14 protein-coding genes are annotated in these 22132 nt (G+C 68.3%); 5 read left to right on the forward strand and 9 right to left on the reverse strand.

Annotated elements, in window-relative coordinates; translation table 11 throughout:
• The first annotated feature begins 291 nt into the window (after positions 1–291).
• From QX204_RS03445 to QX204_RS03460, 4 genes are all read left to right on the forward strand, one after another.
• Positions 292–1410, forward strand: a complete 1119-nt coding sequence (locus QX204_RS03445; protein ID WP_301905138.1) for a Re/Si-specific NAD(P)(+) transhydrogenase subunit alpha — start codon at positions 292–294, stop codon at positions 1408–1410.
• Positions 1410–1712: an NAD(P) transhydrogenase subunit alpha part 2 gene (locus QX204_RS03450; protein ID WP_056818017.1), complete on the forward strand. Its 303-nt coding sequence runs from the start codon at positions 1410–1412 to the stop codon at positions 1710–1712. The genes QX204_RS03445 and QX204_RS03450 overlap by 1 nt, the downstream gene beginning before the upstream one ends.
• Positions 1713–1729: 17 nt before the next feature.
• A complete protein-coding gene (locus QX204_RS03455; protein WP_301907895.1) occupies positions 1730–3148 on the forward strand; it encodes an NAD(P)(+) transhydrogenase (Re/Si-specific) subunit beta in 1419 nt (472 codons plus the stop codon).
• Between the two features lie 132 nt (positions 3149–3280).
• A complete protein-coding gene (locus tag QX204_RS03460; RefSeq protein ID WP_301905139.1) occupies positions 3281–4402 on the forward strand; it encodes a mechanosensitive ion channel family protein in 1122 nt (373 codons plus the stop codon).
• Positions 4403–4469: 67 nt separating this feature from the next.
• On the opposite strand, the gene entS is transcribed toward QX204_RS03460, so the two are convergent.
• From entS to QX204_RS03490, 6 genes are all read right to left on the reverse strand, one after another.
• On the reverse strand, positions 4470–5699 hold the full coding sequence (entS, locus tag QX204_RS03465) for an enterobactin transporter EntS (RefSeq protein ID WP_301905140.1): 1230 nt from the start codon (positions 5697–5699) through the stop codon (positions 4470–4472).
• Complete coding sequence (locus QX204_RS03470) at positions 5696–6694, reverse strand: ABC transporter substrate-binding protein (RefSeq protein WP_301905141.1); 999 nt, start codon at positions 6692–6694, stop codon at positions 5696–5698. Before QX204_RS03470 ends, entS begins: the two co-directional genes overlap by 4 nt.
• A gap of 36 nt (positions 6695–6730) precedes the next feature.
• Positions 6731–15271 (reverse strand): non-ribosomal peptide synthetase, encoded by an 8541-nt coding sequence (locus QX204_RS03475; protein ID WP_301905142.1) that lies wholly within the window; start codon positions 15269–15271, stop codon positions 6731–6733.
• A gap of 334 nt (positions 15272–15605) precedes the next feature.
• Positions 15606–16274, reverse strand: a complete 669-nt coding sequence (locus QX204_RS03480) for an isochorismatase family protein (protein ID WP_301905143.1) — start codon at positions 16272–16274, stop codon at positions 15606–15608.
• 32 nt (positions 16275–16306) lie between these two features.
• Entirely contained in the window at positions 16307–17440 is a 1134-nt protein-coding gene (locus tag QX204_RS03485) for an isochorismate synthase (RefSeq protein ID WP_301905144.1), read from the reverse strand.
• Positions 17441–17449: 9 nt separating this feature from the next.
• Positions 17450–18238 (reverse strand): SDR family oxidoreductase, encoded by a 789-nt coding sequence (locus tag QX204_RS03490; RefSeq protein WP_301905145.1) that lies wholly within the window; start codon positions 18236–18238, stop codon positions 17450–17452.
• A gap of 87 nt (positions 18239–18325) precedes the next feature.
• Here QX204_RS03490 and QX204_RS03495 point away from each other — a divergent pair, with 87 nt between their 5' ends.
• Positions 18326–19975 carry a (2,3-dihydroxybenzoyl)adenylate synthase gene (locus QX204_RS03495; protein ID WP_301907896.1) on the forward strand — a complete coding sequence of 550 codons (1650 nt, stop codon included), beginning with the start codon at positions 18326–18328 and terminating at the stop codon, positions 19973–19975.
• Between the two features lie 55 nt (positions 19976–20030).
• Here QX204_RS03495 and QX204_RS03500 read toward each other — a convergent pair whose 3' ends face one another.
• The 3 genes from QX204_RS03500 to QX204_RS03510 are packed head-to-tail and all read right to left on the reverse strand — an operon-like array spanning position 20031 to position 22113.
• On the reverse strand, positions 20031–20246 hold the full coding sequence (locus QX204_RS03500; protein WP_301905146.1) for a phosphopantetheine-binding protein: 216 nt from the start codon (positions 20244–20246) through the stop codon (positions 20031–20033).
• A gap of 3 nt (positions 20247–20249) precedes the next feature.
• Entirely contained in the window at positions 20250–21089 is an 840-nt protein-coding gene (locus QX204_RS03505; RefSeq protein WP_301905147.1) for a siderophore-interacting protein, read from the reverse strand.
• Positions 21090–21114: 25 nt separating this feature from the next.
• Positions 21115–22113, reverse strand: a complete 999-nt coding sequence (locus QX204_RS03510; RefSeq protein ID WP_301905148.1) for an ABC transporter substrate-binding protein — start codon at positions 22111–22113, stop codon at positions 21115–21117.
• Between the last annotated feature and the right edge of the window lie 19 nt (positions 22114–22132).

Here is a 22132-nt window from a genome sequence, read left to right on the forward strand (position 1 = left end):
GGTGAGTGATCGACGCGGACTCGTGGCCTCGGGTGTCCCACCTGCGGCGACGAATCCGGACGCACGCGCCGACCGGTGTCTACCGGGTCGAGAGGTCGTTGTCATGGGTGATCACGGCGGTGGTGTCCGTTTTGTGGTCGTCAGTCCAGTTCTCCGTTGTGACGGGCATCTCCGCTAGGCTCACCGCGAGCCGAGTACAGTGGCGAGGATTTCTGTCGAACTTACTCACAGGTAACTTCGGCGCCCCGTTGTTCCCAGGCTCGAAGCCAGCACGAAAAGGAAGTCTGACTAGTGGAGACAACGCAAAACGTGGGCGAGGGTTCGCCGCGCGGAGCGCGGGTCGGAGTCGTTCGCGAATCCGGCCCGGGTGAGCGGCGAGTCGCATTGGTGCCCAAGATCATCCCCGCCCTGTCCAAGCAGGGTGTCGAGGTGATCGTGGAAGCCGGTGCCGGCCTCGGCGCTCTCATTCCCGACGCTGCCTATGTAGAGGCAGGTGCGACCATCGGTGATCCGTGGTCGGCCGATGTCGTCGTCAAGGTTGCCCCGCCCAGCGATGCCGAGGTGGCCAAGCTGTCCTCCGGGCAGACCCTGATCGGTTTCCTGGCGCCACGCAATGCCGAGAATCAGATCGGTGCGCTGAAGTCCGCCGGTGTGCAGGCCTTCGCCGTCGAGGCGATCCCGCGTATCTCGCGCGCGCAGGTGATGGACGCGCTGTCCTCGCAGGCGAACGTGGCGGGCTACAAGGCCGTGCTGCTCGCCGCGTCGGAGTCGACCCGGTTCTTCCCGATGCTCACCACCGCCGCGGGCACCGTGAAGCCGGCCACCGTGCTGGTGCTCGGTGTGGGTGTCGCCGGTCTGCAGGCGCTGGCCACGGCCAAGCGGCTGGGCGGGCGGACCACGGGTTACGACGTGCGTCCCGAGGTCGCCGATCAGGTGCGCTCGGTCGGTGCGCAGTGGCTGGATCTGGGCATCGACGCCGCCGGTGAAGGCGGGTACGCCCGCGAACTCACCGACGAGGAGAAGGCCCAGCAGCAGCAGGCGCTCGAAGACGCCATCAAGGGCTTCGACGTCGTGATCACCACGGCGCTGGTGCCGGGTCGTCCCGCACCGCGCCTGGTCACCGCCGCCGCCGTCGAGGGCATGAAGCCCGGCAGCGTGATCGTCGACCTGGCCGGTGAGACCGGTGGCAACTGCGAGCTCACCGAGCCCGGTGAGGTCGTCGTCAAGCACGAGGTGACCATCGCCTCGCCGCTGAACCTGCCCGCCACGATGCCCGAGCACGCTTCCGAGCTGTACTCGAAGAACATTTCGGCGCTGCTGGAACTGATGCTGGTCGACGGCAAGCTCGCCCCCGACTTCGAGGATCAGGTCCTGGCGGATTCCTGTGTCACCCGTGAGGTGGAAGCCTGATGTACACCGAACTTCTCGCCAATATCGCGATTCTCGTTTTGTCCGGCTTCGTCGGCTTCGCGGTGATCTCCAAGGTCCCCAACACCCTGCACACCCCGCTGATGTCGGGCACCAACGCCATTCACGGCATCGTCGTGCTCGGTGCGCTGGTGACCCTGGGCAATGTGAAGGACCCCTCGCTGCTCGTGCAGGTGATCCTGTTCGTCGCGGTGGTGTTCGGAACATTGAACGTCATCGGTGGCTTCGTGGTCACCGACCGCATGCTCGGCATGTTCAAGGGTAAGAAGAAGGCGGCCGAGTGATGCACGCAGTCGACAATATGACCTATCTGGTCAACGGCCTCTACATCGTGGCCTTCTCCATGTTCATCTACGGCCTGATGGGCCTGACCGGCCCGAAGACCGCGGTGCGCGGCAACCAGATCGCCGCTGTCGGTATGGGTATCGCGGTGGTCGCCACCTTGATCTCGGTGCGCCACGCCGCCCTGCTCAACTGGATTCTCATCGCCGCCGGTCTGATCGTCGGTGTGGCACTGGGTGTTCCGCCCGCCATCCGCACCAAGATGACCGAGATGCCGCAGCTGGTCGCGGCGTTCAACGGCGTCGGCGGCGGCACCGTCGCGTTGATCGCGTGGGCCGAATTCGTCGACAGCACGGGCTTTTCCGAGCTGCACGAAGAACCGACCATCCACATCATCATCGGTTCGCTGTTCGCCGCGGTGATCGGCTCGATCTCCTTCTGGGGCTCGATCATCGCCTTCGCGAAGCTGCAGGAGATCCTGTCCGGCAAGCCGATCGGCATCGGCCGGCTGCAGCAGCCGCTGAACCTGATCCTGCTCGTCGGCGCGATCGCGTGCGCCGTAGTGATCGGCCTCGGCGCCGACAACGGCGGCGTCTCGCAGCTGTGGATGATCGCGCTGCTCGTGCTCGCCGGTGTGCTCGGCCTGATGGTCGTGCTGCCCATCGGCGGCGCGGACATGCCGGTCGTCATCTCGCTGCTCAACGCTCTCACCGGTCTGTCGGCCGCGGCCGCCGGTCTGGCGCTGAACAACACCGCGATGATCGTCGCGGGCATGATCGTCGGCGCCTCGGGCACCATCCTCACCAACCTGATGGCCAAGGCCATGAACCGCTCCATCCCCGCGATCGTGGCCGGTGGCTTCGGTGGCGGCGGCGCGGTCGCGGGTTCGGGTGACGGTGAGGCCAAGACCGCGAAGGCGACCTCCGCGGCCGACGCCGCGATCCAGATGGCCTACGCCAACCAGGTGATCGTGGTCCCCGGCTACGGCATGGCCGTGGCCCAGGCCCAGCACGCGGTCAAGGAGATGGCGCTGCTGCTCGAGGCCAAGGGCGTCGAGGTCAAGTACGCGATCCACCCGGTCGCCGGTCGTATGCCCGGTCACATGAACGTGCTGCTGGCCGAGGCCGAGGTGTCCTATGACGCGATGAAGGAAATGGACGACATCAACGGTGAGTTCAACCGCACCGATGTGGTTCTGGTCATCGGCGCCAACGACGTCACCAACCCGGCGGCCCGCGACGACAAGTCCAGCCCCATCTACGGCATGCCGGTGCTCAATGTCGACCAGGCCAAGAGCGTCATCGTGCTCAAGCGCTCGATGAACTCCGGCTTCGCCGGTATCGATAATCCGCTGTTCTACGCCGACCACACCTCGATGCTGTTCGGTGATGCGAAGAAGTCCGTCGGTGCTGTCACCGAGGAACTGAAAGCGCTGTAAGACAGCCGAATACATCGGCTGGAGGCTCCGCTGTTCTTCGGAACAGCGGAGCCTCTTGTCGTTGTGTCGACCGCGACCCGCCATCAGACGGTCATGTCTGTCGGGAGCGGGTGTGGGTATGCCCCAGCTGAAGTGAGCCGACAACGAGAGGAGTTCGATCTCGTGGAGGAGATATTACGGCCGATCATCGTGCTGCTCGGCACGGTGGCGATCACGGTTTCGGTGGGTTTGCTGATAGAGCGGCTGCTGCGCTACGCGGCGCGCCGCAGTCCCGGCGTCCATCTGCCCTCGCTGCGGCGACTGCAACTGCCGCTCCAGGTCCTGCTGGGCACTGTCACGTTGCACGCGGTCTACCCGCTTGCCGAACTCGAGCTGCGCCAGGACGGGGTGATCCGGAACTTCCTGGCGACGGCGGCCATCATCGCCGCGGTGTGGTTGGTCATCCGGGCCACCGATGTGGTCGCCGACAGCCTGCTGGGCCGCTACGCCCAGCGCGCCAGTGAGATTTCGCGCGTGCGTCAGTTGCGGACCCAGTTCGGACTGGTGCGTCGCATCGTCACCTCGGTGCTGGTGGTCACCACCGCCGCGGTGGCCATCATGTTGCTGTTCCCGAGTCTGCGGACCCTCGGTACGTCGATGTTGGCCTCGGCGGGCGTGATCGGCATCATCGTCGGTGTTGCCGCCCAGTCGACATTGAGCAATCTCATGGCGGGGCTGCAGATCGCCTTCGGCGACTCGGTCAAGATCGGCGACACCGTTGTCGTGGAGGGGGAGTGGGGCACGGTCGAGGAGATCACCCTGACCTTCCTGACCGTGCGGATCTGGGACGACCGCAGGCTCACCATGCCGGTGTCCTACTTCAACAGCAAGCCCTACGAGAACTGGTCGCGGGGCGGCTCGCAGGTCACCGGCACGGTACTGCTGCACCTCGACCACAGCACCCCGGTGCCCGCGCTGCGCGAGCACCTGCACGCCTACCTGCGTGACTGCCGGAAATGGGACGGCCGCAGCTGGAATCTCGTGGTGACCGACAGCACGCCGACCGACATCGTCGTCCGCGCGACGATGTCGGCCGCCGATGCCGATGATGCGTGGGACCTGCGCTGCGCGGTCCGTGAGGAATTGCTGACCTGGATCGGTCGCCACCACGCCTACGCGTTTCCCAAGATCCCGACTTCGATCACCCAGTCCGGCGAGGAAGCCCGAGCTGGTTTGTTCGACGAGGTGAACAAGCCCGTCGGGGCGAATACCTGACAAGAGGCCCCGCTGTTTCCGTAGAACAGCGGGGCCTCTTGCTCTTTCGACGATGGGGTCCGCTAGATCAGGGCTTCTTCTTGGCCAGCAGGGGAGCGGCGGCGACAGCTGTCAACGCCACGAGGACCAGGACCGACAGCCCGTAGACCACGAGAGCGGTTCCGGGTGCGAAGAATTGGCCGATCACACCGGCGACCATGGAGCCGACGGCCGTGCCCGCCACGGACTGGACCATGAGCAGGCCCGAAAGACGTCCGCGCAGTTCCTCGGGCGATTCCTGCTGCAGAATCGCGTAGCGCAGCACCATGTTCAGCGCACGGGCGAGACCGAATCCGGCCAGGCCGAGGAAGGCCAGTGCGGCGTGCGGTGCGAGTCCGGCGATGATGACCCCGATCGGCATGAGCGCCAACGAGATCAGCAGGGCGAGGCCGGGACGTCGGCTGCGGCCGATCCATCCGCTGGTGAGTGAGCCGAGGACCGCGCCCGCGCCCGGTGCGGCGTAGAGCAGGCCGAGCGTGGTCTCACCCGCGCCCAGTTCGCCCCCGGCCAAGGCGGGCAGCAGGACCAGCGGTCCACTCACCATCATGGCCACCGCGCCGGTCAGCAGCGCCGCGCGGATGACCCGGTGTCGAGCCGCGAACGTGATGCCGATGGCCAGTTCACGGAGCGGATGGGCGATCTCGCGCTCGGGCGGCGGCTGCGGCCCGATGGAGCGGATCAGCCCCACGGTGGCCACGGTCGCGCCCGCGCAGAGGAAGAACGGCAGTGCCACACCGGTTTTCGCGATCAGCAGACCGGCGATCGCCGGTGTGATCATGGTCCCGAGGTCCGTGGTGAGCGAGGTCAGCGCACCGGCGGCGGCCACCTTCTCCCGGCCGACGAGCATGGGGATGAGCGCCATGAGCGCCGAGCCGCTGACTCCGCCCGCCAGGCCGTCGACCAGGCCCGCGGCATAGATGACCCCGAGCGACGGATGCGGCAGCAGGGCGTTCACGCCGAGCGCGAGAAAGCCGAAGCCGGCCGCGCTGCGCGCCCATTGGATGACATCGCGCCGGTCGTACCGGTCCGCGATCACCCCGCCCGCCAGACTTCCGGCGAACAGGGCGATCGCGGTCACCGTGGTGACGCCGGCGACATGCAGCGACGATCCGGTGGCTTGATAGATCTGCACGGGCAGAGCCACCATGAGCAATCCGATACCGAGCACCGAGACCAGCCGGGCCGCGAAGGCATTGCGGAACTCCCGGCTGGTGCGCAGGGGCGAGGTATCGATCAGCAGGCCGCCGACGGCTATCACTTGAAGCGCTCGGCCAACAGGTCGAGGGTCGCCATGGCTACCCGGTAATCTGGGCGCTTGGTGTCCGCGGGCAGCTCGTAGGCCTGGTTCTTCTGGAACGCGGGCAGCAAGGACAGCGCCGGGTCCTGCTTCAGACCGGCGATGTCGCGACCGCCGTCGAGCTTGATCACGAACAGCACCGGAGCATCGGCGACGGTGCTCAGCAGCTCAGGGCTGAAGGTCACGAAGTCGGCCGCCGCGGTACGGGGCGGGTTGCCCGCCTTCTGCTCGATCTTGTCGTCCATGGTGAAGCCGACCGCTGTGAGCAGTCCACCGAGCGGGGTGTTGGGGAGCAGCATGATCGGCTTGCCGTCCGACTGGGACTGCATCACCGCGGCTGCGCCCTGGGGCAGCTTCAGCGTGGATTTCACCTTCGCGACTTTGTCGTTGTAGGAGGTGATCATCGCGTCCACCTTGTCGGTGCGGTTCACGATGTCGGCCACCGACTTCAACAGGTCCTGCCAGCTGGTGGCGTCCGAGGGCACAAGCGCGGTCGGGGCGATGGCGGTGAGCTTGTCGTAGGCCTTGATCGACTGCAAGCCGGGGAAACCCGGTCCGCCGCCGATGATCAGGTCCGGCCGCTGGGCGGCGATGAACTCCAGGTTCAGGTCGTCACCGGAGGGCACGGCCTCGGTGCCCTGCTCCTTGGCGTCCGCCGACCACGACGGCGAGAACTCGCCGGGCTTCAACGTGAGGCCGAGGATGCGCGGATCCGCGGCCTTCACCTTGGCGTCGAGGTCGTAGAGGTACCCGGCGAGGGCGCCGTTGAGGACCACGATGCGCTGCGGATCGGAGGGCACCGTCACGGGCCCCTTGGCGGTTTCCACCTGGCGAGTGCCGGTGTCGGCCGCCTGCTCGGAGGTGGAGCTGCCGCAGCCCGCTGCCGTCGCGGCGACCGCGACGATCAGGAGTGCGACGCCGGCACGCAGGCGTGCCGTCATTCGGTGAACTGACATGGAAGTTGTTCCTCTTTCTTTTCTTCTACGGGAGGTTCAGGTGCGGATCGCCGGATCCACATCGAGGAGCGCTGCGACCTCGACCCAGCCGGTGGGCATCGCGATGTCGTTGTGCGAATAGGGGAGTCGCCGGATCACCAGCTGCGCGCCCGCGGCCTTCCAGCCGGTCAGCTGGGCGTGCACGCGTTCGGGTTCGTCACCGGCGTCGGCGCAGTACAGGGCCATCGGGCCGCTGTAGTTCGGTGATTCGGACTGCGTGACCATGCGCAGCAGCTCGGTCGCGGCATTGCGCACGACGACCGCCAACTCCGGTGCGTACTCCGCGATTTCGGGCAGCAGCGCGTCCATGCCGGACGGGTCGGCCAGGGTCGCGGCGGCGCGATCGGCCAGGTTCGACAGCGGATGCGAGTCGAGCAGCCCCACGTAGCCGACCTGCTCGCCCTCGGCTTCCAGGATGGCGGCCATCGCGTGGGCGAGATTGCCGCCGAGCGAGTAGCCGAGCAGATGGTAGGGGCCCTGCGGCTGGATGCGGCGGACGGCGTCCAAGTAGAACTGGGCCAGCTCGTCGAGCGTGCGCGTCTGCTTGTTCGGCTCGGTGAGCTGGGGCATCTGCAGGCCGATGATCGGTCGTTCGGCCCGCAGCAGCCGGGCCAGCGGCGCGTATTTCCATGCGGTGCCGCCGATCTGATGGATGCAGAACAGCGGGGGAACCGACCCCTCGGCGCGCAGTTCCAACACCGGATCGAGGCGGCTGCCCAGGCTGGCGAGACCGTCCGCGGGGCGATGCGTCTCGGGATCGACCGCGTCGATCCGTGCTGCGAGCGCCCGCGCCGTGGGGGCGGCGAAGACGTCGTCGAGGACCACCGGCAGTTCGCCGCGGGTCAGTCGGCCGACCAGTCGCACAGCGAGCAGCGAGTGCCCGCCCTTGTCGAAGAAGTCGTCGTCCGCGCCGATCTCGTCGACCGACAGCACCGCCGCCATGGCCTGGCAGATCGCGTCGAGCAGACCGGAAGGCTTGTCCGGCAGGGAATCTCCGGCCGGTTCATTCGTCGCGGAAGTCGCCGGGGTCTCGCCGGACCGGGTGGATTCCGGTGCGGGCAGCTCTCTCCGGGCGATCTTCTCGGTCGCGGTGCGCGGAATATGATCCAGCTCGACGAACGCGGCGGGAATCATGTACGCGGGCAATGCTGTTCGCAACTGTTCGCGCACCGCGTCGATGTCGAGCACGGTCGCGGACCTGGCGATGAGATAGGCGACCAAGCGCTGATCGCCCGGTGTGTCCTCGCGCAGCAGTACCACCGCGTTGGCCACACCGGCACAGGTGAGCAGGGCCGATTCGATATCGCCCAGCTCGATGCGCTGGCCGCGCAACTTCACCTGGCTGTCGGTGCGGCCGACGTAGTCGAGTTCACCGCGCGGATTCAGCTTCACCAGATCGCCGGTGCGGTACATCCTTTCGCCGTTGCCGAGCGGGTCGGCGACGAAGGCGGCGGCGCTCAGATCGGGACGGGCGAGATAGCCGCGCGAGAGCCGGACACCGGTCATGTAGAGCTCGCCGATGGCGCCCTCGGGGACCGGCCGGAGCTGGTCGTCGAGGATGCGGATGGCGTCGGCGGGTGCGCCGACCGGCACCGAGGCGGTGTCGGCGTCCACGGTCTCGTGGAAGGTGAAGCCGATGGCGGCCTCGGTGGGACCGTAGAAGTTGTAGACGGCGGTGCCCGTCAGCGCGCGCATGCGGTGCGCCGTCGCGGGCGGCAACACCTCACCGCCGGTGAGGACGACACGTAGATCCGCGCACCCCGACAGGTCGGCCTCTTCGGCGAGCACGGTCAGCATGGAGGTCGTCATCCACATCGCGGTCACCCGCTCCGCGCTCATGAGCCGCGCCTGATAGTAGGGGTCGCGGTGACCGCCCGGCCGGGTCAGCACGATTCGCGCGCCGACGTGCAGCGGCAGGAACATCTCCATGAGCGAGGCATCGAAGATCGGTGGGGTGCGGAAGAGCATCGTGTCGCCCGGACCGAAGCGGCATTCGCGGTGCAGCCACTCGAAAGTGGAGATGATCGCGGCGTGCGACAGGTTCACGCCCTTGGGCACACCCGTGGAGCCGGAGGTGAACAGCAGACAGGCGGTGTTGGCGGGGCGCAGCGGCGCGAGCCGGTCCGCGTCGGTGAGCGCGGTATCGGCGAGTCCGCTGGTGTCGACCTCGTCGAGCGAGTGCAGAACCATCGCGGGAGCGGCGGTATCGAAGATCTTCTCGACACGCTGCGCGGGCTGTTCCGGATCCACCGGCAGATACACCCCACCGGCGCGGCAGATGGCGTGCGCGGTGACGACCGAGTCGATGGAGCGTGGCATGGCCACGGCCACCACGGTCTCGGGACCGACGCCGCGCGAGATGAGCCATCGGGCCAGGCGATTGGTCCTGGCATCGAACTCTCGGAAGTCGATCGTGACGCCTTCGGCCGTGATGGCGGGCGCCGCCGGATCGACGGGCGTCCCCCAGTCGGCCAGAGTGTCGCCCCTCGGGTCCGGCTGTTCGGTGATGGTGGCCTTCGATACGGGCTCGACCAGCGGTGCGAGAGGCTCGAGGAACATCGCGGGAGTAGGATCGGTGGCGGCCGTGACGGCGGTCAGGATCGCACCGATCCGCTCGGAGATCTGGGCGAGGGCGGTGTCGTGGACGGCGGCGCGGTCGTACCAGATCACCAGTTCCAGCCGGTCGCCCGGCGGGGCGATCAAGGTCATCGGGTAGTGCGTGTTGCCGTGATTGTGGAAGTCGCCACGTCGCAGCTCGTGTGAATCGGGTTGCCCTGGGCCGGAATTCGGGAAGTTCTCGAAGGCGACCAGCGTGTCGAAGAGGGTTCCGATTCCGGCGATCCGTTCGATCTCCGCCAGTCCCGCGTAGTCGAACTCCTGCATGGCGAACTGGGTGTCCTGCAATTGCGCCAACTGTTCGAGCAGCGTGCGATCCGGGTCGAAGGCGCAGCGCACCGGCACGGTGTTGGCGAACAGACCGACCATGCCCGACACCCCGGACAGTTCAGCGGGTCGACCGGACACGGTCGCGCCGAACACCACATCGGTGCGCCCGGTGAGCGCGGCGAGAACCAGTGCCCAGGTGCCCTGCACCAGGGTGTTCATGGTCAGGCCGCGACGGCGGCCGAGCTCGGACAGCTCGGTGGCCAGTGATGTGGTCAGCGGAACCTGCCACTGCCGGAACTCACGTTCGCGGAATGTCTCGGTGCGCACCAGCGTCGGCGCGGCGAGGCCGTCCAGCCGTTGCGACCAGGCCGCGCGGACCGCCGCACGGTCACGGGTGCCGATCCACGCCAGATAGTCGCTGTACGACGGCGCCGACGGCAGTTCGTCACCGTGGTAGGCGGCCAGCACCTCGCGCAGCACGATCGGCGTAGACCAGCCGTCGATCACCAGGTGATGGGTGTTGAGTACCAACCGGTGCGCTTCGCCCGGCATACGAATCAGTGTGGCGCGCAACATCGGCGACCGGTCCACCGCGAACCGGTGCCGGGTCGCTTCGGTTTCCAGCCGGTCGGCGGCGGCCTGCGCGGCGCGCAGCGGCAACCCGGACAGATCGACCTCACGCCACGGCATTCCGACCGACCGGGGGACCGCCTGCACCGGCTGATCCAGGCCCTCGTAGTGGAAGGCCGCGGCCATGGTGTGGTGCCTGCCCACGACGGTGTCGAAAGCCGCCGACAAGCGTGGACCGTCCAGGGGGCCGTGCAGGTCGACGCGGGCGCTCAGGGTGTAGACATCGTCGGCGCCGTCGCGAATCGCGTGGAACAGCAGCCCTTCCTGCAACGGCGAGAGCGGCAGCAGTTCGGCCAGCGGGCCGTGCGACGCCTCCAGCGCGTCGATGGTGTCCTGGGTGACGGCGAGACCGGGAGCGTCCGACGGGGTGAGCCCGCCGGGGAACAGCATCGCGTGCGCGGCGAACGCTTCCAATGCGAGGTCGAAGTGTCGCTGGATTTCCGCGACCTGGTGCGCGCCGAGAATCCGGCTCGCCGCGGTCCACTCCACGGCGAGCCGGGGCGCACCCGGCTGCGCGATGGTGGGCTCGTGCACGAAGACGTTGACCGAAAGTACCTCGGTGAGTGCCTTTTCCGACGGCTCCGTCACCGCGAACGGGTCGTGTTCGGGCAGACTCCAGCCGAGGTCGCCACCGCCGCCGAAGCGGCCGAGGTAGTTGAGCAGCACCTCGGGGGCGCGCCGTCCGGTGAATCGCGGCGCGGTCTGCGGGTCGAGCCTGCGCAGCACGCCGTACCCCACACCGTTGCCTGGGACTGCTCGCTTGGCCTCCTTGACCGCCCGTAACAACCGTCCGGCCGCCGCGCCACCCGCCAGTGCCTCGGCGAGCCCGTCCGCGTCGTCGATGCCGGTCGCGGGCGTCCACACCGGGAACTCGCTGGTGAACCAGCCGACGGTGCCGGCGAAATCGGTATCGGCGCGCAGAGCTTCGCGCCCGTGTCCTTCGACCGTGACGGGACGGCCCGACTCGAGCGCCTCGCCGCGCTCCTGCCGCCAGGCGTTGAGCGCCAGCATGAGAGTCGCGAGCAATACCTCGTCGGTCTTCGCTCGGTAGGCGGTGGGGAGCGTGGTCAGCAGCGCTTCGGAAATCTGCGGCGCCGCGAAAGTCCTGGTCTGTTCGGCACTCTCGACGAGATCGAGCGTGTGGTCGAGCGCCCGGTCGCCGAGTGTGGCGACCGTGTCGTCACCGAGAGCGCGCTCCCAGTGCTCCAATTCCTGGCGATGATCGCCCGCTTCGCCGGACTCGGCGAGCAGAGTGGCGTAGCGCCGCCACGAACTACCCTTCGCGGACAGGCGCGTCGGTCGTGATTCCCGCGCCGCCGCACATGCCTCGTACAGCTCGGGTACCAGGATTCGCCACGAAACCCCGTCCACCACCGCATGATTGGCCACCAGGACCAAGCGGTCGGCGGTACCCGGCGCGGTGCGTACCACCGTGGCGCGAATGTCGACGCCCGTGGCGGGATCCAATTCCCCCGCGAGCGCGGTCGCCACCGATTCGATCAGGGCGTCCGTGTTCTCCGAGTCTCGCGCCGTCGCGGCCACCGAAGAAGCCGAAGTGACCGCGGAGCTCGGCCGCGAGTCGTCGAACGGAAGCTCGCGGACCAGGTCCGATGCGCGCACGGTACCGACGCCCGCGACTTCCAGCCGGTCCGATTCGTCGAGGATCAGACGCAAAGCGTCGTGGCGGTCCAGCACCGTTTGCAGACCGGTGATCAGGTGGTCGAGCGCGAGGTCCTCGTGCAGGGTCAGGGCGGTCCACTGGGCGTACCCGGCGATGGCGGTGCGGTGCGGGTTGGCTTCGAGCAGGGCGGCCACCATGGGCGGGATCGGAACGGGGCCGGTCGCCTCGTCCGGGGCAGGGGCGTCGGCGAGTTGTTCCACCACCTGGGCCGCGGCGGCGATGAACGCCAGGTCACGTTGCGCCAGCAGGGTTTTCGGCTGGACCGCCCAGCCGAGTGCGCGCAGGCGGCTGCTCACACCGATCGCGGTGATGCTGTCACCGCCGAGACCGAAGAAGTCGTCGGTGGCGTTCACCTGTGCCACGCCGAGCACCTGCGCGACCACGCCGCACAGTGCCCGCTCCTGCTCGGTGCGCGGTGGTCGTCCGGTCGAGGTCAATTGGGGCGCGGGTAGGGCGGCGCGATCGAGTTTGCCGTTCACGGTGGTCGGCAGGGCGTCGAGCACCGCGAGTGCCGAGGGCACAAAGTGATCGGGCACCAGCGTGGTCAACCGCTGGCGTAGCTGATCGGCGTCGAGGGCGTGGCCCGCCTCGGGGACCAGGTAGCCCACCAATCGGGTGCTGTCGCCGGACTTACGGATGGTCGCGGCCGCGGCGGCCACCCCGGGTAGCGCGCCGAGCGAGGCTTCGACCTCGCCCAGTTCCACGCGGTAGCCGCGCACCTTGATCTGCTGGTCGGCGCGCCCGAGGTATTCGTAACCGTGGCCGGGTAACCACCGCGCCCGGTCGCCGGTGCGATACATGCGCTCGCCCGCGGCGAACGGATCGGCGACGAACCGCTCGGCCGTCACCACGGCCCGACCGAGGTAGCCGCGCGCCAATTGTGGACCGGCCAAATACAATTCGCCGACCTCGCCGTCCGGCACGAGTTGCAGCGCACCGTCGAGGAGGTAGGCGCGGGTTCCGGCGAGCGGACCGCCCACATGCGGCAGCGGGCCGGTCACCGGCGCGCTGAGCGCGTCGACGGTGGCCTCCGTCGGGCCGTACATATTGCGGGCGGCGACCTTCGAGTCGACGATGACTGACCACAGGGCAGGCGGGGTCGCCTCGCCGCCGAGCAGGAGCAGCCCGGGGCGGTGCGCGCTGCCGAGCAGCCCGTTGTCGATCAGGGCGGTCGCCATCGACGGGGTGGTGTCCACGACATCGATGCGATCGGCGCTGAACGCCGCCACCTGCGCGGCAGCGTCCTTCTGGATTTCGGTGTCGTACAGATGGATCCGGTGTCCGCAGAACAGCCACAGCAGCTGGTCCAGCGCGGCGTCGAAGGCGAAGGAGTAGGTGTGGGCGACGTGCAGTTGCCGCCCGCCCGCGCGCTCGGCGGCGTCGGCGTAGACGGTCGAGCGGTGGTGGTGCAGCAGTTGGGCCATGGCGCCGCAGGAGATCTGCACGCCCTTGGGCTTTCCGGTGGATCCCGAGGTGTATACGACGTAGGCCAGATGCGCGGGCTCGCGCGCAGCGGCGAGTTCGGCGGTGGTCAGCGGACCGCTCGCGAGCCCGGTGACGGCTTCCTGAATACCCTTGTCCGAGAGCCGGATCAGCTCACCCGATGGATGGGCGTCGGGAGTCGGCGACGCGGATCGATCGGCGAAGACGGTGTCGGCGACCGTGTCGTCGGTGAGGATCAGCACCGGAGCGGCATCGTCGACGATGTCGGCCAGGCGCTGCGCGGGATGTCCGATGTCGAGGATCAGGAACGCCGCGCCCGCGTGCCGCACCGCGAGCAGCGCGAGAACCAGGTCCACGGTGCGCGGCAGGGCGATGCCGACGATGTCCTCGGGGCCGACGCCCCGGCCGCGCAGATACCGCGCCAACCGGCGCACCCTGGCTCCGAGTTCGGCGGCGGCGAGCTTGTGGGCGCCGTCGACGAGCACGATGTCGTCGGGCCGCTGCGCGACCATGTGGTCGAAGATCTCGACCGCGTCGCCGGGGTCGCCGGGCAGTGCGGCACCGGCGCGATCGGTGGCGATGCGCGCGCTGATCTCCGCGGGGTACTGGGTGATCGCGCCGATGGGCTTGTCCGCGTCGACCAGTTCGGTGATGAGCGCGAGCAGCGCGCCCATCCGCCGCTGCGCCGTTTCGGCGTCGAGCGAGCGGGCGTCGACCTCGAACCCGAGCTGGATCCGGTCCTGCGACAGCGGCGTGACGGTCAGCCCGAGATCCTCCGGCGGGCCACCGGCGACATTGCGCAGCGTGCCGGTGGCGCCGTCGAAATCGAGGGCGAAGTCGAAGGCCTTGAGGTTGATCCCGATGCCGTGCAGCAGCGCTCCGGTCTGGGTGCCGCCGAACTCGCGGGCCAGGTCCTCGCCGCGGAATCGCTGGTGGGCACGCATCTCCCGCAGGGCATCGGCCACGCGCTTGCCGAGGTCGCCGAGGCGATCGGAGCTTGCTACCGAAATCCGCAGTGGCAGCACGTTGACGGCCATGGACGGTGTGGTGAGGGCGGTCTTGCCGACCCGCGCCATCACCGGCAGCGCGATGACCACATCGGTCTCGCCGAGTAACCGGTGCACGAAGGCCACGTATCCGGCGACGAGCACATCGGCCCAGGTGATGCCGGCGGCCGTGGCCGCCTCCTTGACCCGCGCCACGAGATCGGCGTCGAGGACGGCGCGGGCCTGATGGGTCTGCTCGACGACGCCTTCGGGTGCGCGGCCGCGACCGTCCAGCGGCGGGAGCGGCGTGAGCCGGTCGCGCCAGTACTCGCGGTCGTGCTGATGTGCCTGGCTCGCACGGTATTCCAGGTCTTCGGCGACGAGCGTTTCGATCGAGCCCCACCGCAGCCGCGGCACGTCATCGCCGCGACGCAGCGCGGTGTAGTGGGCGGCCACCCGGCGCGACACCATGGCCGCGCTGTAGCCGTCGATGATCAGGTGGTGGTAGAGCTGGATGCACCACACGTCGTTGTCGGAGAGGCGAAGCAGCGTGTAGGTGTAGAGCTGACGGTCGACCATCGCCCGGCAATACGTGGCGGAACGCTCACGTTCGGCGGCGACCAGTCGGTGTGCGGCCGCGATCGGGTCGTCTTCGCCGCGCAGATCCACCAGCGGCCGCAGGTCGGGTTCCAGCTCGGTGATCCGCTGGCGCGGCCCCTCGGCGGTGTCGTCGAATCGCAGTCGCATGGTGTCGGTTTCGGCGATGGTGCGGCGAATCGCGGTGTCCAGCAAGGCCACGTCGAGGGGATCGGGTCCGGAGATCTCGAGTACCTCGCCGACCATGTAGCTGAGCGAGTCGGGGTCGAGGCGCTGGGCGTTCCAGATGCCCAGTTGTGCTCCGGTGAGGGGCAATCCGGGATTTTCGGCGATTGACTCGTTCCGTTCCACCGAACCCACAGCAACCTCCACCATCAATGTTCTCCGACTCTCGCGCCATCCGGCTCGACGCGAGTCCAGCCGGAGAGAGGCGAAGAGTAGGTTAGCCTAACTTCAGTTCCAATTGTAGATTGTGGTCCGCATCACGGACCGGCCTTCTGTCCGCGTCGGTTGCGCTCTGCGCGATCGAAATCGGCAGTGGCGCAGCGTATTCGGACACGGTGTGAACAGCCCTGCCGTCGAATGAAACGGCAGGGCCATCCGTCGACCACGGAAGTCGCTGGCCCACATCCGTGCTCGACCGCACCGATCAGGCGGACCGGCGGCCGGTGGATTCCACCTTCGCGCTGCCGAGCTGACCGATCAGATCGTCGGTGCTGACGACGGCTCCACAACGTCGGGCGACGTAGTTCAGCGCCATGATGTGTTCATCGCGGCTGAAGTCGGCGGTGGCGTCGTGGACGAGGAAGGGGCGCACGTCGCCCATGAATGCCTCCGCGGCACTGAGCATGCAGCCCATGTGGGTGTAGACGCCGGTGATGAGGAGTTGGTCGCGGCCGTAGTAGCCGAGGAGTTCACGCAGGTCGGTGCGTTGGAACGCGGAGTAGCGCCATTTGGTGACCTGGATGTCCTGTGGTTCGGGGGCGATCGCGTTGATCACCTCGGTATCGGTGCCCTCGGCCATCCCGGTGCCCCAGAAATCGGCGAGAATGCCGCGCCGCGAAGGATGCTGGTCGCCGGGCTGCATGGTGTAGATGACCGGGATGTCGAGCTGGTGGCAGTGGTCGCGCAGTTTGGCGATATTGGCCACGAGGGTGCGGGCGGGATCGCGGTGCAGGTCGTAGGCGTCGAGGAAGTACTGCTGCATATCGTGGATGAGCAGCGCGCCGCGGCCGGGTTCGGCGGTCCAGTCGACCTGATCGGCGGTGAACTCGTCCGCGGTCGGCATCGGATAGGGCGCGATCGGGGGTATGGGCATGGAAGTCTCCGTAGACGTAGGGGTCGGCCGGGTCAGCCGACGGTGACGGGCAGGTCGGCGATACCGAGCGGCCCGAGGATGCGCTGGAATTTGCCGGTGGTCTCGGCCAATTCGGCGGCGGGGTCGGAGGCGGCGACGATCCCACCGCCCGCGTGGGCGAGCAGGGTGGTGCCGTCGGCGGACAGTTCGGCGCAGCGGATGCTCACCATCCACTCACCGTTGCCGTCGGCATCGCACCAGCCGACCGCGCCCGCGTAGAAGCCGCGTTCGCCCTCGAGCTCGGCGATCACCCTGGCTGCCGCGGCGGTGGGTGTGCCGCAGATCGCGGGAGTGGGGTGCAGGGCCACGGCCAGTTCCAGCGCTGATGGTCCGGCGAGCGGCACCGTCGCGGTGATCGGCGTGCCCAGGTGCCACATCGCCGGGGTGGAGGTGAGTTCCGGTGCGGGAGTGTGTACTTCGGCGCATCGGTCGCTCAGTACGGCGGAGACCTGATCGGTCACGAAGCGATGCTCGGCATGATCTTTGGTGGAGGCCAGCAGTGCGTCGGCCGCGGATCGGTCGGCGGCGTTGTCGTCGAGGATGCGCCGGGCCGAGCCCGCCAGGGGGTGGCTCAGTACCTGGCTTCCGTTGCGGCGGACGAGAATCTCGGGGCTGGAGCCGACGAGGTAGCGGCCGGGATATCGCCCACCCGCCGCGGACAGATCGACCAGGAAGCCGTTGCGTAACGGGTCCGAGGCCACCATCAAGTCCAGGATGTCCAGTGCGCGTACCGGTTTCGGGGCGCGAGCCCGAACGGCGCGCGCCAGCACCACCTTGCGCAGCGGATGCGCGGGATCGCCGAGCAATTCGACGGCGTCGGCGACGCGTTGGCGATGTTGCTCCGGAGCGGGCAACGCCGCGTCGAGTTCGAAGCGGGGCATGTCCCGGGAACCGGGTTGGTGCGGCGCCTCGGTGATCGTCACCGAGTCCGGTGCCCACAGCGCGGTCGGCGCACCGGGGGTGAAGGGTAGGGCTCCGACGATGTGGCTGATCCGGCCACTGCGCAGCGCGGTGATCGCGTCGTGTGCCGAGCGGAAGGTTGTCCCGCCCGCCGTGGCGGACACGGTCCGCTGCGGACGGGACAGCAGGAAAGCGGGGTCTGAGCTGTCGGTACTGATGGTGATCATTCCTCTCGGTCACATGTCGAGCGTTGCGCCACCGTCGACCCGGAGGTCGTGCATCGTGATGTGGCGGGCGTCCTCGGACGCCAGGAAATGGACTGCGCCCGCGATATCGGCGGGAGTGGCGATGCGCCGCAAGGGGATTCCGAGGCGGTAGACACTCGGATCACCGTCGAACAGGGCATTCTGGGCTGTGTCGTCGAGGGCGGTGCCGCCGAACATGTCGCGCAGCATCGGGGTATCGGTGGAGCCGGGCGAGACCAAGTTCACCCGCACGCCGTGCGGCGCCACCTCGAGGGCCAGGGAGCGGGTGAACGAGGTGGCAGCGGCCTTGGCCGCACCGTAGGCGGCCATGCCGACGCGTGGCGTCGCGGCGGCGTTCGAGGAGACGACCACGATCGCGCCGCGACCGGCGGAGACCATGTCGGCGGCCGCGCGTTGGGCGACGAGCATCGTGCCGGTGGCGTTGACGGCCAGACTGCGGGTCCAGTCCTGGGGATCGAGCGCGAGCGGGGAGCCGCCGACCATGAGTCCGGCCGCGTGCACGACGACATCGGGCGTTCCGTGTTCGGCGCCGAAGCGGTCGAAGGCTGCCTGTACCGCGTCGCTGTCGCTGACGTCCAACTCGACACCGTGGGCGGATCGCGCCGGAAGTTCGGCGGCGACCTTGTGCACCGCGGGGTCGCGGTCCCACAGGGAGAGCACCTCGGCCTCGACGGCGAAACGGGCGGCGATCGCGGCCCCGATACCTCCGGCCGCACCGGTGACGACGACGGTTCGCCCACGGTAATCACCATTTAACATGAGGTTAGCCTAACCTGAATCTGCCGTCGGGTGGTTACCTTCGCGTACAGCAGCCGACGCGACCGATCGAAGATCCGCTGGAAAGAGGTGCTCGACTTGACCGATCCCGTGCTCCCCGGATTCACTCCGTGGCCCGCTGACCTGGCACGACGATATCGAGAGCAGAACTGTTGGGCGGGTGAGACATTCGGTGATGTGCTCACCGCGCGGGCCGGTGCGGCGCCGGATCGGATCGCGGTCCTCGACGAGGTGAACAGCTGGACCTACGCCGAACTCGACCACCGTTCCAGTTCGCTCGCCACCGGCCTGGTCCGCCTCGGCATCGCGCCCGGCGATCGCGTGCTGGTGCAGCTGCCCAACCGTGCCGAATTCGTCGAGGTGATCTTCGCGCTGTTCAAACTCGGTGCGCTGCCGGTGTTCTGCTTGCCCGCCCATCGCAAGGCCGAGTTGGTGCCGATCGCCAGGGCCGCCGCGGCGAAGGCGATGATCACCTGCGGCACGCACCAGCATTTCGACTACGCGGCGCTGGCCGCGCAGGTGCGCGACGAAGTCGAGAGCCTGCGTCACCTGTTGCTCGTCGACAGCGAGACGCTGCCCGAGGGCGCGCAGCACCTCGACGAATATCGGGACACTCCAGTCGAATTGGTCGGTCCTGCGGCGAGCGCGGTGGCGTTCCTGCAATTGTCCGGCGGCAGTACCGGCATCCCGAAGCTCATCGCCCGCACCCACGACGACTACCTCTACAGCGTGCGTCGCAGTGCCGAGGTCTGTGAACTCGACAGTGCCACTGTCTATCTCGCGACCTTGCCGGTCGCGCACAACTTTCCGATGAGTTCGCCGGGCATCCTCGGCGCGCTCTGGGCGGGCGGTGCGGTCGCGATGACGCCGGATCCGACTCCGGCGACGGCCTTTCCGCTGATCGAGCGATTCGGTGTCACCATCACCGGCCTGGTGCCCCCGCTGGCCCGGTTGTGGACCGAACGAGCCGAGGCGGGCGCGACCCCTGATCTGTCCAGCCTGCGCGTCCTGCAAGTAGGTGGGGCGCGGTGCCAGGACGAGCTGGCTCGCCGGATCGGTCCCGCGCTCGGCGTGACCCTGCAGCAGGTGTTCGGCATGGCCGAGGGGCTGGTCTGCTACACGCGGCTCGACGACCCGATCGACGTGGTGGTGAGCACCCAGGGTCGGCCGATGTCGGAGCACGACCAGCTCGCCGTCGTCGACGACGACGGCGTCGAGGTCGCGCCGGGCGGTACGGGCAACCTGATCACCCAGGGCCCGTACACCATTCGCGGCTACTACGACAATCCCGACGCCGACGCCCGCAGCTTCACCGCCGACGGCTGGTACCGCACCGGTGACATCGTGTCTGTGCGCCCCGACGGCAACCTCGTGGTCGCGGGCCGGGCGGGCGACTGGGTGAACCGGGGCGGCGAGAAGGTCTCGGCCGAAGAGCTCGAGGCGCACCTGCTCGAACATCCCGCGGTCCGCGATGCCGTGATCGTCGGCACCCCGGATCCGGTACTCGGTCAACGCATCTGCGCCTTCGTCCAGCCGATCGACCCCGAGCAGCGCCCCACGCTGATCTCCGTGCGCTCGTTCGTTCGCTCGCGCGGAGTGGCGGCGTGGAAGATGCCAGACACGGTGGTGGTCGTCGACGAATTCCCGGCGACCGGCGTCGGCAAGACCAGCCGCAAGGATCTGCGGCAGGCACTCGCCGACGGCGCGCACAGCAAGTGACCGAACCGGGGGTGGCGCGACTGCTGTCGAGCCACCCCCGGCCGGGATCAAGCGATCAGGCCAGCAGTTCGATCCACGATCCGAGCACGGGATCACCCGCGAGCGTGGGGAAGTCGATCTCTGCATGTCCGGCCGACCGCCATTTCTCCACGAGCGACATGATGCGTACCGAGTCGAGCCCCGCGTCGAGGAGATCGGTGTCGACGGCCAGCTCCGATGGGTCGACGCCGAGCACGGTGGCCACGTCGGTGATGATCTGTTCGTCGGTCATCGTTCATTCCTCACGATCGAAGTCGGCGACGCCGCGCTTCCAGTAGCCGGCGATCAGGGAGTCCTTGGGGCCGATGCCGAGTTCGCCTCTGACCACCTTGCGGATTCCCCGCAGGCATCCGGCCTCGCCGGCGACCCAGGCGTAAACACGCTGCCCGGCAGGCACTTCCACCCCGCGCACCGCCGTCTCCAGCGCGTCGCCGGTGCCCGGCTCCAGATCGCCGCGATGCAGCCAGCGCACCTCGATGCCGGCCGGCGCGTCGATCTCGATCTCTTCCTCGGGTCCGGCCACTTCGATGAACGCCCAGCCCTGCGCGGTGCGCCTGATCCGTTCCAGCCAGCGCGCGATGGCGGGCAGTGCGGTGATGTCGCCGACGAAGAGGAACTTGTCATAGGACTCGGGGACGACGACGCCACCGGGCGGACCGGCGATGTGGATCTTGTCGCCAGGAGCCACCGCGCTCGCCCAATCCGAGGCGAGGCCGCCGGGATGGATCACGAAATCGATGTCGAGTTCGTTGTCGGCGATGCTGTGGCGGCGCACCGTGTACTCGCGCGAGACCGGGCGCGGGTTGCCCCACTCGAGCGACTGCCCGTCGAGCTTGGGCAGCCGTAGCTCCCCGTCCTCACTCGGAAAAACTAGGCGCACATGCTCGTCCGGCACGTAGCTGTGGAAGGACGCGATATCGGGCCCGCCGAAGGTGATCCTTCGCAGCCCGGCCCCGACCGCGGCCGTGCGGATTACCTCCACTTCCTGCAGTCCGATCGGATAGGGGACCTTGGCGCCGTGCTCACCGGCGAGCACTTCGGCGATGCGCGCGGCATAGCCACTGCGATCTGTCATTGCTGTTCCTTTCCGTGCGGCGGTGTCACTTGAAGCGCTCCACGAGCAGATCGAGGGTGGTCATGACCGTGCGGTAGTCGGGACGCGAGCTGGTCGCGGGCAGCTCGAAGACGGTGTTCGCCTTGAACGAGGGCAGCGAGGCGTACATCGGGTCGGCCCGCAGCTCATCCACGCTGCGACCGCCGTTGAGCGGGATCATGAACAGCACCGGCGCGTCGACGGCGGCGTTGAGCAGCTCCGGGCTGAAGCTGATGAAGTCGGCGCTGGCTTCGCGAGCGGGGTTGCCCGCCTTGCCTTCGAGCTGACGATCCAGGGTGAACCCGACTTCCGACAGCAGTGTGGGCAGTGCGGCGGTGGGCACGAACGCCGTCGGCTTCTGGCTCTTGAGCGACTGCATGACGACGGTGTTGCCCGCGGGCGCCTTGATGGCGGCCTTGGCCTCGGCCAGCTTGGCCTGGTAGTCGGCGATCAGCCGGTCGACCTTCGACGGCTTGCCGACCACCTCGGCGATCACCCGCAGCTGGTCCTGCCAGTAGGTCGTCTCGGTCGGCACCAGCACGGTCGGGGCGATCGCGCTGAGCTGGTCGTAGGCATTCACCGACTGCTGCGCCGGGTAACCCTGGCCGCCACCGATGATCAGGTCGGGACGCTGGGCGGCGATGAACTCCAGGTTGATGTTCTCACCGGTCGGCAGGGCCTTGGTGCCCTGCTTCGTGGCGTCCTCGGCCCAACCGGTCGGGAACTCGCCCGGCTTGGCGGCGACGCCGAGCAGACGCGGATCCGCGGCGACGACCGGTACATCCAGGTCGTAGAGGTAGCCGGCCAGGGTGCCGTTGAGCACGACGATGCGCTGCGGGTCGGCGGGTACGGACACGGCGCCCTTCGGTGTCTGGACCTCGCGGGGGCCGGTGGGTGCGGCCGAGTCGCCCGAGGAGCTGCTGCAACCGGTGAGCGCTGCGATGAGCGCGAGAACCAGCAGGGCGAGGGTGGCGCGGAGCCTGCCCGATGATCGAGTGGTGAACATGGAAGGGGTTGTCCTCATC

The organism is Nocardia sp. PE-7, from assembly GCF_030486425.1.
GTDB classification, from domain to species: Bacteria; Actinomycetota; Actinomycetes; order Mycobacteriales; family Mycobacteriaceae; genus Nocardia; species Nocardia salmonicida_A.

Bases quoted from the DNA above. Each gene is read 5' to 3' on its own strand.
- QX204_RS03450 (WP_056818017.1), top strand. From the start codon at position 1,410: ATGTACACCGAACTTCTCGCCAATATCGCGATTCTCGTTTTGTCCGGC.
- QX204_RS03455 (WP_301907895.1), top strand. From the start codon at position 1,730: ATGACCTATCTGGTCAACGGCCTCTACATCGTGGCCTTCTCCATGTTC.
- QX204_RS03470 (WP_301905141.1), bottom strand. From the start codon at position 6,694: ATGTCAGTTCACCGAATGACGGCACGCCTGCGTGCCGGCGTCGCACTC.
- QX204_RS03480 (WP_301905143.1), bottom strand. From the start codon at position 16,274: ATGCCCATACCCCCGATCGCGCCCTATCCGATGCCGACCGCGGACGAG.
- QX204_RS03485 (WP_301905144.1), bottom strand. From the start codon at position 17,440: ATGATCACCATCAGTACCGACAGCTCAGACCCCGCTTTCCTGCTGTCC.
- QX204_RS03490 (WP_301905145.1), bottom strand. From the start codon at position 18,238: ATGTTAAATGGTGATTACCGTGGGCGAACCGTCGTCGTCACCGGTGCG.
- QX204_RS03500 (WP_301905146.1), bottom strand. From the start codon at position 20,246: ATGACCGACGAACAGATCATCACCGACGTGGCCACCGTGCTCGGCGTC.
- QX204_RS03505 (WP_301905147.1), bottom strand. From the start codon at position 21,089: ATGACAGATCGCAGTGGCTATGCCGCGCGCATCGCCGAAGTGCTCGCC.
- QX204_RS03510 (WP_301905148.1), bottom strand. From the start codon at position 22,113: ATGTTCACCACTCGATCATCGGGCAGGCTCCGCGCCACCCTCGCCCTG.